The organism is Adonisia turfae CCMR0081 (genome assembly GCF_011009555.1).
Classification (GTDB): Bacteria; Cyanobacteriota; Cyanobacteriia; order Phormidesmidales; family Phormidesmidaceae; genus Leptothoe; species Leptothoe turfae.
Genome location: NZ_QXHD01000004.1, coordinates 6,726,578 through 6,740,913, shown reverse-complemented (window position 1 = coordinate 6,740,913; position 14,336 = coordinate 6,726,578). Strand labels below are relative to the sequence as shown.

13 protein-coding genes and 1 tRNA gene are annotated in these 14,336 nt (G+C 48.7%); 9 read left to right on the top strand and 5 right to left on the bottom strand.

Annotated features, from left to right (window positions below):
- Positions 1-1,104: a metallophosphoesterase family protein gene (locus DXZ20_RS32620; RefSeq protein ID WP_163663339.1), complete on the top strand. Its 1,104-nt coding sequence runs from the start codon at positions 1-3 to the stop codon at positions 1,102-1,104.
- A gap of 324 nt (positions 1,105-1,428) precedes the next feature.
- Entirely contained in the window at positions 1,429-1,812 is a 384-nt protein-coding gene (gene gloA2, locus DXZ20_RS32615; RefSeq protein WP_163703694.1) for an SMU1112c/YaeR family gloxylase I-like metalloprotein, read from the top strand.
- 448 nt (positions 1,813-2,260) lie between these two features.
- Here the strand turns inward: gloA2 and rpsU are convergent, their stop codons facing one another.
- From rpsU to DXZ20_RS32600, 3 genes are all read right to left on the bottom strand, one after another.
- Entirely contained in the window at positions 2,261-2,461 is a 201-nt protein-coding gene (gene rpsU, locus DXZ20_RS32610) for a 30S ribosomal protein S21 (RefSeq protein WP_163671611.1), read from the bottom strand.
- Positions 2,462-2,929: 468 nt separating this feature from the next.
- The gene (locus DXZ20_RS32605; RefSeq protein WP_163702901.1) at positions 2,930-4,417 is read right to left on the bottom strand and encodes a tetratricopeptide repeat protein; all 1,488 of its coding nucleotides are present in this window, start codon (positions 4,415-4,417) and stop codon (positions 2,930-2,932) included.
- A 79-nt stretch (positions 4,418-4,496) separates the two neighbouring features.
- The gene (locus DXZ20_RS32600) at positions 4,497-5,255 is read right to left on the bottom strand and encodes a DUF1350 family protein (protein WP_163703693.1); all 759 of its coding nucleotides are present in this window, start codon (positions 5,253-5,255) and stop codon (positions 4,497-4,499) included.
- A gap of 365 nt (positions 5,256-5,620) precedes the next feature.
- Here DXZ20_RS32600 and DXZ20_RS32595 point away from each other — a divergent pair, with 365 nt between their 5' ends.
- From DXZ20_RS32595 to DXZ20_RS32565, 7 genes are all read left to right on the top strand, one after another.
- The gene (locus DXZ20_RS32595; protein WP_250566004.1) at positions 5,621-6,181 is read left to right on the top strand and encodes a hypothetical protein; all 561 of its coding nucleotides are present in this window, start codon (positions 5,621-5,623) and stop codon (positions 6,179-6,181) included.
- A 122-nt stretch (positions 6,182-6,303) separates the two neighbouring features.
- Positions 6,304-7,884, top strand: a complete 1,581-nt coding sequence (locus DXZ20_RS32590) for an alkaline phosphatase D family protein (protein WP_163702899.1) — start codon at positions 6,304-6,306, stop codon at positions 7,882-7,884.
- Between the two features lie 128 nt (positions 7,885-8,012).
- A tRNA-Val gene (locus DXZ20_RS32585) sits at positions 8,013-8,086 on the top strand.
- Positions 8,087-8,574: 488 nt separating this feature from the next.
- A complete protein-coding gene (locus DXZ20_RS32580; protein WP_163663331.1) occupies positions 8,575-9,168 on the top strand; it encodes a TetR/AcrR family transcriptional regulator in 594 nt (197 codons plus the stop codon).
- A complete protein-coding gene (locus tag DXZ20_RS32575; protein ID WP_163702898.1) occupies positions 9,149-10,543 on the top strand; it encodes an efflux RND transporter periplasmic adaptor subunit in 1,395 nt (464 codons plus the stop codon). The genes DXZ20_RS32580 and DXZ20_RS32575 overlap by 20 nt, the downstream gene beginning before the upstream one ends.
- A gap of 29 nt (positions 10,544-10,572) precedes the next feature.
- Complete coding sequence (devC, locus tag DXZ20_RS32570; RefSeq protein ID WP_163702897.1) at positions 10,573-11,742, top strand: ABC transporter permease DevC; 1,170 nt, start codon at positions 10,573-10,575, stop codon at positions 11,740-11,742.
- Between the two features lie 229 nt (positions 11,743-11,971).
- Entirely contained in the window at positions 11,972-12,673 is a 702-nt protein-coding gene (locus DXZ20_RS32565) for a DevA family ABC transporter ATP-binding protein (RefSeq protein WP_163663323.1), read from the top strand.
- A gap of 155 nt (positions 12,674-12,828) precedes the next feature.
- Here the strand turns inward: DXZ20_RS32565 and DXZ20_RS32560 are convergent, their stop codons facing one another.
- Together DXZ20_RS32560 and DXZ20_RS32555 are read right to left on the bottom strand one after the other, a co-directional pair.
- Positions 12,829-13,002 carry a hypothetical protein gene (locus tag DXZ20_RS32560; RefSeq protein ID WP_163663321.1) on the bottom strand — a complete coding sequence of 58 codons (174 nt, stop codon included), beginning with the start codon at positions 13,000-13,002 and terminating at the stop codon, positions 12,829-12,831.
- The gene (locus DXZ20_RS32555; protein ID WP_163702896.1) at positions 12,999-13,946 is read right to left on the bottom strand and encodes an alpha/beta hydrolase; all 948 of its coding nucleotides are present in this window, start codon (positions 13,944-13,946) and stop codon (positions 12,999-13,001) included. Before DXZ20_RS32555 ends, DXZ20_RS32560 begins: the two co-directional genes overlap by 4 nt.
- Between the last annotated feature and the right edge of the window lie 390 nt (positions 13,947-14,336).

Sequence of the window (14,336 nt, the reverse complement as noted above, 5' to 3'; positions counted from 1 at the left end):
ATGTCTCTTTTGGCTCGTTTTGCAGTGGTTAGCGATCTGCACGTTGCCCTGCCCCACACCATCTGGGACTCACCTAATCGATTCCATCTTGTGGAAGTCAGCATCCCAGCCTTGGAACAGATTTTGGATCATCTGGAACAGGTGGATATTGATTTTTTGCTATTGCCTGGGGATTTGGTTCAGCATGGTGAGCGGGAAAATCATCACTGGCTGGTCCGTCGTCTGGAGCGGTTGCCGTTTCCGGTCTATGTGGTGCCTGGCAATCATGATGTGGTGAGACAGGCAGGGTGCGATCGCACCATTTCCTTAGACGAGTTTGTTGATCTTTACCAGGCCTTTGGCTATACCGATCCAACCCGTCCGTACTATCACCACACTATTTTGGATGGGCTCCATCTAATCGGATTAAATTCCAACGGCTTTGATGTAGAGGGCGAGCCCTTTTACACCGGCTGGCTCGACTCAGAACAACTAGACTGGCTAGATGAACAGCTAGATCAGCTCACCAACCAGCTCACCCTGGTGATGCTGCACCACAACGCCCTAGAACATCTGCCCCGCCAATCCCATAGCCGCATGGGACAGCGTTACATGGTCAAAAATGCGCCTGACCTCACCCAGCGTTTGCAGGCTGCTGGGGTGCCCCTAATGCTCACTGGCCACCTACATGTGCAAGATGTAGCCCAAACTGATGGACTCTATGAAATCACCACTGGCTCCCTCGTCAGCTATCCTCACCCCTACCGCATCTGTGAACTGACGACTGTAGACGATCGCCACCGGCTGGATATTACCTCTCACCGCATTGAGGCGGTACCTGAGTGGCCCACTCTACAGGCCACTTCCCATCAGTGGATGGCCGATCGCTCCTTCCCCTTCATAATGAAACTACTCACCAGTAAGCCCCTTAACTTATCTTCAGCCGAGGCAGAGCAATATGCCCCTGTCCTAGAAAATTTTTGGGCCAAAATTGCATCGGGTGATGGTCTATTTAACTACCCTGAGCTACCCCCTAAGCTGCAACGCTATTTTCAAACCTTTAGCGCCACCAACAGCTGTGGACAACCTGACTACATCGATAACAACGCAACGCTTTGGCTGTAAGTCTAAAGCAGGGGCTAAACCCATAAAGTGAAACCCCGACCGCATGTGGGCCGAGGTATTTGCCAAGTTAGTTGTGACTGATTAAATGCACCAAACATTCTTAAGCCACCTTTAAATTAGCAAGGGATTTTAGGAAAAAGCATAGTCGCTGCATCTGAAAAATCATCTAAAACGGATCGTCGACCGTAGACGTTTTTTAAAGTCAGCTTTTAGCAATAATCGCTGAAACAGCCTTGACAGCCCCGATGTCATTAAGGACAAGCCATTACTATCCTCAGGGACAGCTGTTCCATGGAACGGCTGTCCCCATTAACCGATCAATCCATGCACATCAAAGCCATTCACCACATTGCCATCATCTGTTCAGACTATGGGCAATCAAAGCACTTTTACGTTGACATTCTAGGAGCTGACATTATTTGTGAAACCTGGCGCGAACAGCGGCAATCCTACAAGCTTGATCTCACCCTGGGCAATGCCCAATTAGAACTATTTTCATTTCCAGAACCACCACCTCGACCCACACGTCCTGAAGCCTGCGGTCTACGCCATTTAGCCCTAGCCGTCGACAATCTGGACGCCAATATTGCTCACCTACAAAAACACAGCATCCCAGTAGAACCCATCCGATTAGATGCACTAACCGGCAAACGCTTCACCTTTTTCCAAGACCCTGACGGGTTGCCTTTAGAGCTTTACGAAGTTTAAGGATGCATCACATTAAGCAACACAGCGTGCTCGTCTAAGTCAAATGACTGATATTGCACTGGCGGCAAATTTCTCAGACATGTATGGGCACCCTATGCATACAGTTCAGGTTAAAAGTGTCCTTTCTGAACACCAGCCGTAACGGCATCTTTTTTTCACCACCAGCTAAGCAAACGCCTTTGTTTACGACTGTTTACAAGGTTTGGCTTGATTGGTGTGATACGAAACTTAAAATTTTGTGATCTGACGCACCGTTATGAACTATAGACGGGAGTAAAGTTAGGACATATAAGAAAACTATATTTCTAAACCGCCTGACCTTAAAAGGCTTGGCGCTATTATAGGCAGAGCCGCTTAAAGGCTAGGGCTATATCTATGACTAAGGGGCGATGACGGTTAACCGTCATCGCCCCTTAGTTGCTGGGTCGCTATTGTTCAGGCAATGTGCTTAGGCGCTGGCATTGGCATTGGATTTAAAGCGGCGCTTACGACGACGAGAAATTGCCTTGCGTTTAGCTTTTTCAATAGGGGTTTCAAAATAACGTTTCTTTTTTATATCTGAGAAGATATCAGCCCTCGATACCTGACGTTTAAAACGTCGTAATGCTGACTCAATACCTTCATTTTCACCAACAATGACCTGGGCCATCTGACCTAACACTCCTTGAGTAATCACTAGATTTAAGCGTTTTAAAATACGTGCGTCGACGGCAAGCAGCATTGTCAAAGTTATGCAGGGCTGACGCTTCAACCCTGATATACATAATCCTATGGACAGCTAGAAAGTCTTTAGGATGAGTGCAGCCCAAGGCACTGTATTCCTAATAGACAGGCAACTTGGCGCTTCTAGCCAACTGCTCTACACAACGTTCAAGATTTTATGACATCCGAAAATTTGTTCGAAGACGACGTTCCAAACAGCTTTGAATATTAATATATTTCAACCGATGCAACAAATTAAGCTTGGTAAAGCAACCGCAATAATTATGTGGGCGGTTGCTCAATCAATGCACCTTTTAGTGTTGCTAATCCTCGGTATGATTTCACCTTTCAAGGCTAGGTTGTTAGCCTGTTGGGTTGAGCCGTTCATACTCTAAATCAGCAACAGCAATTTGCGTTACTCTGCATCGTCTGCGGCCTCCTCTGAATTGTCATCTGAAGGCGATGCGTTTTCCGCTTCTGCTTCTGCCTGCAGCGCTGCGGCTTGGGCAGCATAGTCTTGCGCCTGTTGCGGCTCATTCTGAGCTTGATGCACTTCAGATAATAAGCTGAGCAGGCCAAACTCGGCTTCACGATCGCCCATGTCTTTAGCAATCACTAAAGCCTGTTCAAGATGACCTTGGGCCGCAGGATAGTTCTCCAGCTGGACATTGGCAAAGCCTAAACCAGACAGACTTAAGCTTTGGAATAGGGGCTGATTACGCTCCTGGGCAAGAACAAGTAAATCGTCAAAGGATGCGATCGCAGCTTCATACTGACCACTATCTAAATAAGTAGAACTTAGACCCAGCAGTGACTGTAGCTCTGCACCCACAGCGTTGGACTCACGACTCAGCTGCAAACGGTCCTCATACAGCTCAACTGCCTGATCCAAATCTCCCTGGTCGTAGAATGCCAGCGCCAATACGTATAGCGCCGTGAACTGCACATCTAGGACCCCTGCCTCTTCAGCCAGCGCCAATGCCTCGGTTTGAGCCTCAATCGCCTTGTCAAGGTTTTCTAAGCGATAGTGGGCCACCCCCATATTGCTCAGCGCCAGGGCCTGCGATCCTGGGCTTTGCAACTGAGTTGCTACGGTCAGCGCATCTTCAGCCGCTGTCAACGCAGTTTCATACTCTCCCAGGGCCAACAGCGAAGAACTTGCCACATTTAAAGCACTCAACAAGGCTTGGCCATTCCGTTCTGATTGCGCCAGGGGAATCACCAACTGGGCCGCCTCCAGGGCTAATACATCTTGACCAATGGTTCTGTAGCTGGTGGCCAAAATGCTCAAAGAATTCAACCGACCTGAGTCAAACTCAAGGCTGTCAGCCAGGGTGAGGGCGTCCTGGGCATAGGTAATGGCATCCGGTAAATTGCCCTGGGATTGGGTCGCGAGTGCCAGCACATTTAGGGCGACCACCCTAGATTCAGGATCATCCACCCCCTCTAACGCCGTCAGCGCCTGCTCACCGTAGTCAGAGGCAGTTGTATAGTCCCCCTGATTAACGGTCACCAGCCCTAGCATAGTTAAAGCAAAAGACTCCTGGGCCAAATTCTCATTGGCCCGGGCAGCGTCAAGCGCCTGTTCAAGGGTAGTTTTTGCCTCCGCCAGATTGCCGTCTTCATACAGGGATAACCCGGTGAGAATTAGCTGATCTACGTCATCCAAAGATTGCTGCTCTGGTGCTGCCTCTTCAGACTCTAATGCGTCTGCATTAGTCTCAACGTCGGCTTCTGAGGACACTTCTTCTGAGGTCGCATTCTCTTCTGAATCATCGGAAGTTTCAGCAGCCTCACTTTCCTCAGCCTGCGCAAGTAATCTAGACGAATCAGCCCAGGCTAGCTGGCCTGGGAACGTAAGTAGCAGAGCAACGGTACTGAACGTTAGCAAGCGAAACAGCATAGTGTGGAGCTCAATATGGCAAGAGTTTATCCACCCTAGCAGCAAATGTTAGAGACGTCGTCATAGAGTAGGCGGATTTTTAACCCAGCCATTGGAGCATGGTTTTCTTAAGCTGCCCTAAGTCTTTGTAGAACTCTTGTTTAACAAACTGACCAATGGCATCAAAGGCTGTAAATGACTGACCGGGCTGCCAGCGGACATCTTGGGCAATGGGTGTGGTGTGTGTACCTTGGAGAATCTGAATCGCAGTGAACTGGGGAAAGCGCTGGTAGAGCACATCACTGAGATCGTAGGTTTGGTCAATGGTATCTCGGCGAAACTTGATCAGCAGATTATGGCCAATGGCGTAGCGATCGCGAACCAGATTAAGGGTTTGGTTGGGGCTGGGGGTAAACTCCACATCAAAATCTGGAGCAAACTGAACGAACTGTTCTAACAACGGAATAGATTTGCGGGCGGGGTAATTATTAAAGGAAATCAGAATATTGCCTGCTCGCTCGATGTTGTACAGACTGGCAATGAGCAGATGAACTTTGCAGCCCATGCTGTGACCGACACCATATATAGGTATGTAGCGATCGCCAATGACCTGACGCCGGAGATAGATCATGGCCTGGTCAAATGTGGTCAGCACCTCGTCTGCGATCGCACCATGGTCAAAGGTATTGATAAAGGGCGTTGCCACGATGCAATAGCCCTGCTGATAAAGATTTTCCAATAGCCAACTATAGGTTAGGTGCGGCGCAGCGGCAATAAAAGCACCCCCTAAGAAATGAATAATGGCTTTTGGGCGATCGGGAACGAGAAGCCAGTTACCAGAGACTTCTTGCCAGGTCATACACATGGGATCAGGAAACTGCTGTTTTATCCTAACGATCTGATGCCTAGAGCGCAGCCTCAACATTGAAACCACTCTAGATGCTTTAAAGCGGGGTATGCCGCCAATAACAACTTATTTCTATGTGTTTTGGCAAACATAATTTCCGCCTAAAAAAGGGTATTGTTGTTTCGTATTTATATTAGTTTGCAAGGCTCTTTTTAGATTGCTCAGGCATCTTTTAGAAAGCCTGCATCCTTGTTAAAATGTCCTCTGACTAACCGTTTGAGACATTCTAAAAGATCGTGTAAAGACTCTTCTCTAAAGCTATATAGTTTAGTCTTTTTCACACATTAAGTAAGTCTTAAAAGCTGGAAGTTCATGCAATGAGAATGGCTCTTTCAACGGTTGCGATCGCATCCACTCTAGTCGGTTCGACGGTTCTATCCACAGCCCCTGCCTACGCAGCCAGGTTTCAAACAAACTTCTTCGTAGATATTGTCAGCGGTGATTTTCTAGTGGGGGACACATTCTCAGGGCAGGTCACCTATGACGATAGCTTACTGAGCGGCATTGGCCTGGAGCAGGTAGCCCCAGACTTTGGGTTGATTTCCCTCACCTTTGACTATGTGGGTTCCGACCTGAGTACAGCGGTCACCTATAGCAAGGGCGATGACGATACCGACAGCGGCTTTCCCCTGGCAATATTTCAAGACGGTGAACTCGTAGGCTTAGACTATTCTGTTGCCATTGCCTCAGACCTGAGTTTTCAGTTTCGCGAAGAGCCCTTGGGCAGTGTTGATTTTGGCTTTTTTACTGACAATTTTTCCACATTTGAACTCAATACAGGCACCGTTACATTTGCCGAGCCCATGCCTGTTCCAGAACCTGCCATGGTGGCGGGCCTGGTGACGCTCGTTGGCCTGGCCCTATGTCGTCGCCCATAGCCTCAGCTATCAAAACTTGCTGCCGTTGCTGATCCTTCATAGGGCCATCTTGCCAGAGCGAGGCATCCCCTAAATCAGCGGCAACAACTTTCTAACAGTCAGCATTTACCAGGAACATCAGCATGCACCGTTCATCTATTGATCGTCCCATGTCTAATCGTTTCAATCGGCGTAGCCTATTGGCAGGCATGGGTGCATTTACCGGCCTTATCCTTGTCAATCAGCACCCCGTTCTTGCCCAGACAAGGTTTTCCAGCTATCCCTTCACCTTAGGTGTGGCCTCGGGCGATCCCCTACCAGATGGCATCGTGCTATGGACCCGTCTGGCACCGGATCCTCTCAAGGGGGGTGGCATGCCCAATAGCGATGTCACTGTCACCTGCACCATTGCTACGGATGAAGCCCTACAAAATGTGGTCCGGAGAGAGTCTACTTTAGCCCGCGCCGCTTTAGGCCACTCAGTTCACCTGGAAGTATCTGGCCTAGAACCGGATCGGGTTTATTGGTATCGCTTTGAGGCCGGTGGTGAAGAAAGCCCGGTTGGCCGCACCCGTACAGCACCTGCACCGGGAACGCCGTTAAACGACCTGCGGTTTGCGTTTGCTTCTTGCCAGGACTACGAAAATGGGTTCTACACGGCTTATCAACACATGGCCCGGGAAGACCTGGACCTGGTTATCCACCTGGGTGATTACATTTACGAAGGGGGGATTAGCGCGGACGCTGTACGTCAGCACAACAGCGGCGACGTGCTTACCCTGGAAGACTATCGAAATCGCTATGCCCTCTATCGTTTAGATCAAAATTTGCAAGCGACCCATGCCGCGTTTCCATGGGCCTTCACTTGGGATGATCACGAAGTAGACAACAACTATGCTAACCTCATCCCTGAGGATGAACAAAGTCCCAGAGACTTTGCCATACGTCGTGCTGTTGCTTACCAGGTTTACTACGAACACATGCCGATGCGGCGACAGTCTGCCTCTCGCGGTGCCTTTCTCCAGCTGTATCGACGATTGAGTTTTGGCAACCTGGTCACCTTTAACATTTTAGATACCCGTCAATATCGCACCGACCAACCCTGCGGCGATCAGTTTGGCCCTCGCTGTGCTGAGGCGTTGAGTGAGGCTGCTACCATGACAGGCCAACGTCAGGAGAACTGGTTATTCTCGGGGTTAAATCGCTCAAATGCGCGCTGGAATGTGCTGGCCCAGCAGACAATATTTTCTCAATTTAACTTTGGTAATACCCAGTTTTTACCGGGGGATTTCTTTAATCCTGACCAGTGGGATGGGTATGTGGCTCAGCGCGATCGCATTATCGAGTTTTTACAAGCTCGCAGACCGTCTAACCCCGTCGTGATCACCGGTGATATTCACTCCAGCTGGGTTTACGACATCAAAGCCGACTTTGACAATCCTGCCTCTGTCACCGTGGGTACCGAATTTGTCGGTACGTCAATTTCGTCGAGCTTTGGTGATGGTGCAGACACTAACGCGCTTGTGTCGCTGGCAGTGCCCGGTAATCCTCACACTAAGTTCTTTGATGGTCTTAATCGGGGCTATGTGCGCTGTACGATCACACCCGATCTTTGGCAGGCGGACTATCGCACAGTGGAGTCCATAGAGTCGCCTACATCAGCAGTGCAAACCCTGGCATCCTTTGTGGTTGAGGATGGGCAGCCAGGGGCTCAGTCTGCGTAGGCTTGGGATGACGTCAAGGGGCGGGTGCGATCGCACCCAATCCGGGACTCTAAAAACTACTCAAACAAATTCTTGCGAAGAAACGTTGCCCTATTTCGAATTACCATGTTACGCTTATAAGCCATTGAGGACGTATAGCTCAGTTGGTTAGAGCGCATCGTTGACATCGATGAGGTCCGCCGTTCGAGTCGGCGTACGTCCATTATCTTTCAGCTCAGCCCAGCTAAAGTATGGTATAAACGTGGCCCAAAAAGCTACCCTGAGCCATGCTTGTAGGTGGGAATTCTTCTCGTCTGACTACATCTTGGAATTAGACCAGATGGGGTCTTTATCTCCCATCCCTTGATTGCGTGCAGGTACTCTGCTTTTTCGTGCCATGCGCTTAATGTATTAACTTCATTCCTGTAATGTCTTTCCTGTTCATAGTGATACTCAACCTTTGTTGATGCGCCATTCATTCTATTGATACTCCTTTGAATACTGCTGAACGCTGAACTGATTGAGGCTTGTAGGCGTCTGCCGATGTGGGTTTCTTGGTAAGCTCCTGAAGCATGAAGCTAGCTCTTACCTTGAACATACTGACAATTCTTGATTTTTATCTAATCGAGTCTTGATTATTTATAACAAACATATGTTATAAATAAAATAGAGGGGAGGTAAAATTATGTCTACCGTTCTTCACACGTCGCTATGCCTAAAATTGTCGATCATGATCGTTACCGTAAGGAGTTGCTAAGCGGGTGTCTCGACCTCTTTGCTGCACGAGGATACGGTTCGATTACGATGCGGCAAATTGCCAAGGGTCTGGGGGTGTCTACAGGCACCTTGTACCATTACTTCCCAAGTAAGGAGAGTATTTTCATCCAGCTCGTGCAGGAGCTATGTGAGCAAGATATCTATGATTTTCTGGCGCAAGTCCCTGAATTGAATGATTTAGAGGGTCGTCTACAGGCCATCGTGGATTTTGTTTTGCAGAATACGCAGTATTACTATCAACAGCTATTACTGTGGGTGGATTTTTCCCAACAAACCCGCCCTAATCCTGACAGCGATATCCAAGCCTTGCGTGAAGTTTGGCGACGGACACGAGAGTTGCTGGCTGACTATCTGCAACTATCTAAGCCCGAATTAGTGGATTTTGTCATGGTGTTTATGGATGGATTGGTTTTGCAACATGTCTATGATCATGGCTACGATATAGCAACCACAGAGACCCCTTCATTTGAACAACAAAGTCAACTTATGATTCAGATGGTGATACACCATGAACAAAACTGTTCTTAGCATTAATTCAAGATTGTTATGGCTGATACTGTCGGCACTGGCAGCTTCTGGCGGTATTTTGTATCTTGGCTTCTCTCTCTACAGTCAACCGGTTGTAACCGAGTCTGAAATGGCGGCTATGCCAACGGAGTTGCCGGGGGTTGCAGCATTAGGTCGGTTAGAACCTACGGGAGAAATTGTTCAGGTGGCGGCTCCATTGGAGTTGGATGGAGATCGCCTAGCAGAGCTGTTTGTTGATGTGGGAGACCAGGTGAACCAGGGCGATGCGATCGCTATGCTTGATTCCTACGATCGGCTTCAGAATGCAGTGATCCAAGCTCAACAACAAATTCGACTGGCCGAGGCCAGGTTGGCCCAGGTACAGGCAGGAGCCAAGTCCGGCGAGATTTTGGCGCAGCAGGCAACGGTGACACAGCGATCGGCTGAACTGACAGGACAGCTGCGAATACAACGAGAAACTATTGCCCGCATTGAGGCCCAATACGAAGGCGATCGCGCGGCTCAAACGGCTACGATTCGTCGATTGCAGGCAGAGCTACAAACGGCGACGGCTGAACTAACTCGCTACCAATCTCTTTACGAAGCTGGGGCTATTTCTGCCTCTCTCTATGACGAAAAACAGTTAGCGGTAGATACGGCCCGCCAGGCTAAGGTGGAAGCTGAAGCCGTACTAGAGCGAACTTCAACAACAGCCCAGCGACAGTTACAAGAAGCTCGTGCTGAACTTGTTCGCTTGGAGCATACGGGGCAGGCTCAGCTGGCGGCGGCTCAATCGACCCTGGAACAGGTGGCCGAGATCCGCCCGGTAGATGTGCAACTGGCGCAGGTGGAATTAGATGCTGCCAAAGCAGCCTTATTGAGCGCTGAGCATGATTTGGCTAAGGCGACTATTCGAGCCCCAAGTGCGGGTCAAGTCTTGAAAGTTTATACCCGACCCGGAGAACAGATGAGTACGGATGGCATTGTTGCCTTGGGTCAAACTGACCAAATGTTGGTGATTGCAGAGGTGTATCAAAGCGATATTGGTCGCGTTCGCCTGGGTCAATCAGCAACAGTGCGAGGTCAAGCTTTCTCAGGTGATTTGCAGGGGGAAGTGATTGAAATTGGTCGTCAGATTAGTCGCCAAAATGTCTTCGCCCGTGAACCTGGTGAGAATCTAGATCGACGCGTCGTCGAGGTGAAGATTGCCATCAACCCTGGGGATAGTCAGCGTGTGGCCAACTTGAGCAACCTCCAGGTACAGACGGTGATTGCGGTTAGCCGTGCGGCCCAAACCCCACCAACTCCAGCTAAACCTATCGTTGATATTGGTCTTGGTAATCCTAGCTTACAGAATGTCTTGTTCACACCGTTCAGCTCTAATTTGCTTTTTTAGATAACGAACGTTCGATTTATTTTGTGACCATGTTTAAGCCTCGATTTCTCAAAAAAACGCCGTTGGCCTGGCTGCAGGTTAAGCGGGAGCGGACACGGTTGATGGTTGCGATCGCAGGTATTGCCTTTGCCGACATGCTAATTTTCATCCAAATGGGATTTGAAGGTGCGCTTTACGATGCGGCCATTCAGCCCCACCGCAACCTGCAGGCAGACTTAGTATTAACCAATCCCCAGATGCAAACATTGTTCTCGGTAAAAGATTTTCCCAGACAGCGGTTATATCAAACCCTGGCCCATGAAGATGTGGCTTCAGTCAGCGGTGTTTACATTGCCACCGGGCAGTGGAAAAATCCCGAGACCAGGCTAGAGCGAGCTATTTTAGTCTGGGGGATTGATCCAACAGAACCCTCCTTTAATTTTCCGGAGGTGAATCAGAATTTACACAAAATTCAGCCCCTCAATCAACTGTTGTTTGACCAGGCGGGGCGACCTGAGTATGGGTTTACAGCGGCTGCTTATGGGGAGACTGGTCAATTTTCCGCAGAACTAAATGGGATGCAGGTGGATGTGACAGGGGTGTTTACCAACGGTGCGTCTTTTGCCGCCGATGGGAACGTGATTGCCAGTGACTCAACATTTTTGCGGCTCTTTCCTGACCAGAATGCTGACCACATTGAGGTGGGGCTGGTGCAGCTAAAGCCTGGGGCTGATGTTGAAAAGGTACAGCATGAACTCACAGCCGCTTTGCCTGACGACGTTTTAATTGGTTCACCAGAAGATTTTGCCCAAATTGAGCGGGAGTACTGGGCCAATGGTACCGGCATTGGTTTTATCTTTGGCCTGGGCGTCGGTGTGGGCTTTATTGTCGGCATTGTGATTGTTTATCAGATTCTTTACTCCGATGTGTCTGAACACTTGCCAGAATATGCCACCCTCAAGGCCATGGGCTATACCGACAGCTACTTGCTGAGTGTCCTCATCCAAGAGTCGTTGCTGCTGGCTGTGTTGGGTTACGTGCCCAGTATTGTTCTCGCCTTTGGTCTTTATCAGCTGGCTTTTACAGCCACAATGTTGCCCATTGCCATGACCAGTCGACGAGCCGTTACCGTGCTCATTTTGACCATTGTTATGTGCTCTGTTTCAGGAGCCATTGCCATGAGAAAGCTACGTACTGCCGATCCCGCTGACATTTTTTAGTGAGTTTCCCCATCTAGACTGTTTATTCCCTTTATTGCTTGAGTCTTTTCTATGAATATCGTTGTTACAGCTTAATCACACAGAATGGTTTTTAGGGTATGCCCTACAGCCTACTTAAAACCAACACTGAAGGATATATCCTCTAATTTCCCCTACTACAGCTTCTACGTACATTCTCCTTGCGCTTAACTACTTTACGCTATCTCTACCCTGATTCTCCGGTGTGACCATGTCTCCAGTTATCGTCTCTCAACAATTGAACCATCACTTTGGTGAAGGAAATCTAAAAAAACAGGTTCTATTCAACATAGACCTAACCATTCGTGTTGGCGAAATCGTCATCCTCACTGGCCCTTCTGGTTCTGGAAAAACGACGTTACTCACCCTTATGGGGGGGCTGAGGGCAGCACAAAGCGGGAGTTTAAAGATTTTAGGGCAAGAAATTCTCGGAGTCCCTAAGCCGGTGCTGAATAAACTGCGGTGCAATATTGGCTATATTTTTCAGGCCCATAATTTGCTAAGTTTTCTCACAGCTCGACAAAATGTGCGCATGTCCCTGGAGCTACATCCTCATTTTCTCGATCAAGATCTAGACGAGGTAGCGGCTAATATGCTGACGCATGTGGGGTTAGAGGACCGGATTGATTATTACCCTGATGAACTATCGGGGGGACAGCGCCAGCGAGTTGCGATCGCACGGGCCCTAGCCAGTCACCCCAAAATTGTCCTGGCCGATGAACCCACAGCTGCCTTAGATAAACAATCAGGACGGGATGTGGTGAACATTATGCAGCGCTTAGCTAAAGAACAGGGCTGTACCATTTTGTTAGTTACCCATGACAATCGCATTCTCGACATTGCCGATCGCATTATCTACATGGAAGATGGGCGGCTCAAGCCGAACCCTCTCTTGGAACCTGTTAGTGCTTGATATTCCTATTCTGAGTCGGGGGGTATAGAGCAATTCCCAAGATAGGTGTCGTCAATACCCCCACCAGCCTGTTGATGTTCAGCGGGTCAAGCATTGGGTATAACAGCAGTTGGTATATTACCTGCGATCGCAGGTAAATTGGGTAAAAGCCGCCGCTAAACCATCGCCCGCACACACATCACAATATGACCAGTGTCAATGTTTAGGCTGTCAGCATGCTCAAAACTGTTCAAACCAACCCTCACCGAGGAACGCTGACAGGGTACCATCAAGAACATAATCACAAAGCTGGCAATCCGGTGGCCTTTACCGAGCGTTTTAAGGTTCATGGTTGATTACCATATTTGCCAAAGAAAGTAGCAATTCTGTCCACGGCCTGATCGACATATTCTTCAACATCGTACAGGTCTACATGGGAAGCTCCAGGCACTTCAAATAGCTCTTTTGGTTCGGTACATTTTTCGTAGTAGGCCACTGTCAGTGGACCGGTATCGGCCAATGCTTTTTTCCCGTAAATGCCAAGATACGGTGTGTAAAGATATTGAGCCCAGCTGGTCGCATCGGTCAGCGCATTAATATCGGCAATACTAGCCAGGCTGCGGTTTGAATAATTTGGATAGGTTTCTGCACCGGCACGCTTGGTCATGTAATAATCAAAGCCCTCGCGGGGTGCACCTTCGGGAATCTCGTCTGGTGACTTGCCTTCATATCCGAGGGTATCCATATAAACTGGCTCACCCGTTTCATACTGTTGCTGCCGTGCTTCATTAGCAGCTATGAACATGGCGATTGCCATATCTTTATCCGCTGTCGCCAGGTAGGTAGAACGGTTATCCAGCATGCCACAGACGGTCACAATGGCTTTCATCCGTTTGTCGGTCACAGCGGTCAACGCCATGTAACCACCACCAGCACAGGCGCCAATGCCATAAAATTGGTCGCGATCCACATAAGGGAGTGTCCGCAAAAAGCTAATGGCGTTGTGAATGTCTTCGATTTTGATAAAGGCATTTTCGTAGTTGCGAATGTCGCTTTCGCTATCACCATAACCAGTATGGTCAAAGGCCAGAAACAAGAAACCTTTTTCTGATAGCTTACGCCCGTAGAGTGCACCCATCTGTTCTTTTACCTGGTTAAAAGGCGGTGTAAACACAATGGTGGGATACTTTTGCAAAGCGTCAAATCCCTCCGGCGCATAGAGATTTCCTACCAGCTGGTAATTCCCGCTTTTAAAGGTGACGGTATTCTTGCCCGCTGTAATGTTGGTACTCATAGTTTTCTTCCTGTCGGTTAGTCAACCATGAGTTGCTGTGCACTCATGATTAAATTAAAAATTACGTTTCCATCCCCTTCCAATGCATAAAGCTGAAGGGTGGGGAGAGTAAATCACATGTTCGGTTGTGGCTTATAAAGACCTAGCGGAATCTATTTGCAGGTTAAGCGCTTGAAAAGCTAAAATTCAGCCCCATTCCTCTCATTTTTTTGCCTATTTATCTCAGTGAGGTTTCAAAATAGGAAAAATAGGTCATCCTAAATGCATGAACAAGCATGACATTGTCCAACTTATCGATCGATATGCAGTGACCGAGGGAGTCATCGATACCCCATTGGAAGGATTACGGCTGTTTCGCATGAGTCACTTAGTGGAACGGGTACCGGGAGT

What these genes read in the sequence shown, in the direction of transcription:
- DXZ20_RS32560 (WP_163663321.1), bottom strand. Translation starts at nt 13,002, where the DNA reads ATGAACCTTAAAACGCTCGGTAAAGGCCACCGGATTGCCAGCTTTGTG.
- DXZ20_RS32555 (WP_163702896.1), bottom strand. Translation starts at nt 13,946, where the DNA reads ATGAGTACCAACATTACAGCGGGCAAGAATACCGTCACCTTTAAAAGC.
- devC (WP_163702897.1), top strand. Translation starts at nt 10,573, where the DNA reads ATGTTTAAGCCTCGATTTCTCAAAAAAACGCCGTTGGCCTGGCTGCAG.
- DXZ20_RS32575 (WP_163702898.1), top strand. Translation starts at nt 9,149, where the DNA reads ATGAACAAAACTGTTCTTAGCATTAATTCAAGATTGTTATGGCTGATA.
- DXZ20_RS32595 (WP_250566004.1), top strand. Translation starts at nt 5,621, where the DNA reads ATGAGAATGGCTCTTTCAACGGTTGCGATCGCATCCACTCTAGTCGGT.
- DXZ20_RS32600 (WP_163703693.1), bottom strand. Translation starts at nt 5,255, where the DNA reads ATGACCTGGCAAGAAGTCTCTGGTAACTGGCTTCTCGTTCCCGATCGC.
- DXZ20_RS32565 (WP_163663323.1), top strand. Translation starts at nt 11,972, where the DNA reads ATGTCTCCAGTTATCGTCTCTCAACAATTGAACCATCACTTTGGTGAA.
- DXZ20_RS32590 (WP_163702899.1), top strand. Translation starts at nt 6,304, where the DNA reads ATGCACCGTTCATCTATTGATCGTCCCATGTCTAATCGTTTCAATCGG.
- gloA2 (WP_163703694.1), top strand. Translation starts at nt 1,429, where the DNA reads ATGCACATCAAAGCCATTCACCACATTGCCATCATCTGTTCAGACTAT.
- DXZ20_RS32620 (WP_163663339.1), top strand. Translation starts at nt 1, where the DNA reads ATGTCTCTTTTGGCTCGTTTTGCAGTGGTTAGCGATCTGCACGTTGCC.
- rpsU (WP_163671611.1), bottom strand. Translation starts at nt 2,461, where the DNA reads ATGGCCCAGGTCATTGTTGGTGAAAATGAAGGTATTGAGTCAGCATTA.
- DXZ20_RS32580 (WP_163663331.1), top strand. Translation starts at nt 8,575, where the DNA reads ATGCCTAAAATTGTCGATCATGATCGTTACCGTAAGGAGTTGCTAAGC.
- DXZ20_RS32605 (WP_163702901.1), bottom strand. Translation starts at nt 4,417, where the DNA reads ATGCTGTTTCGCTTGCTAACGTTCAGTACCGTTGCTCTGCTACTTACG.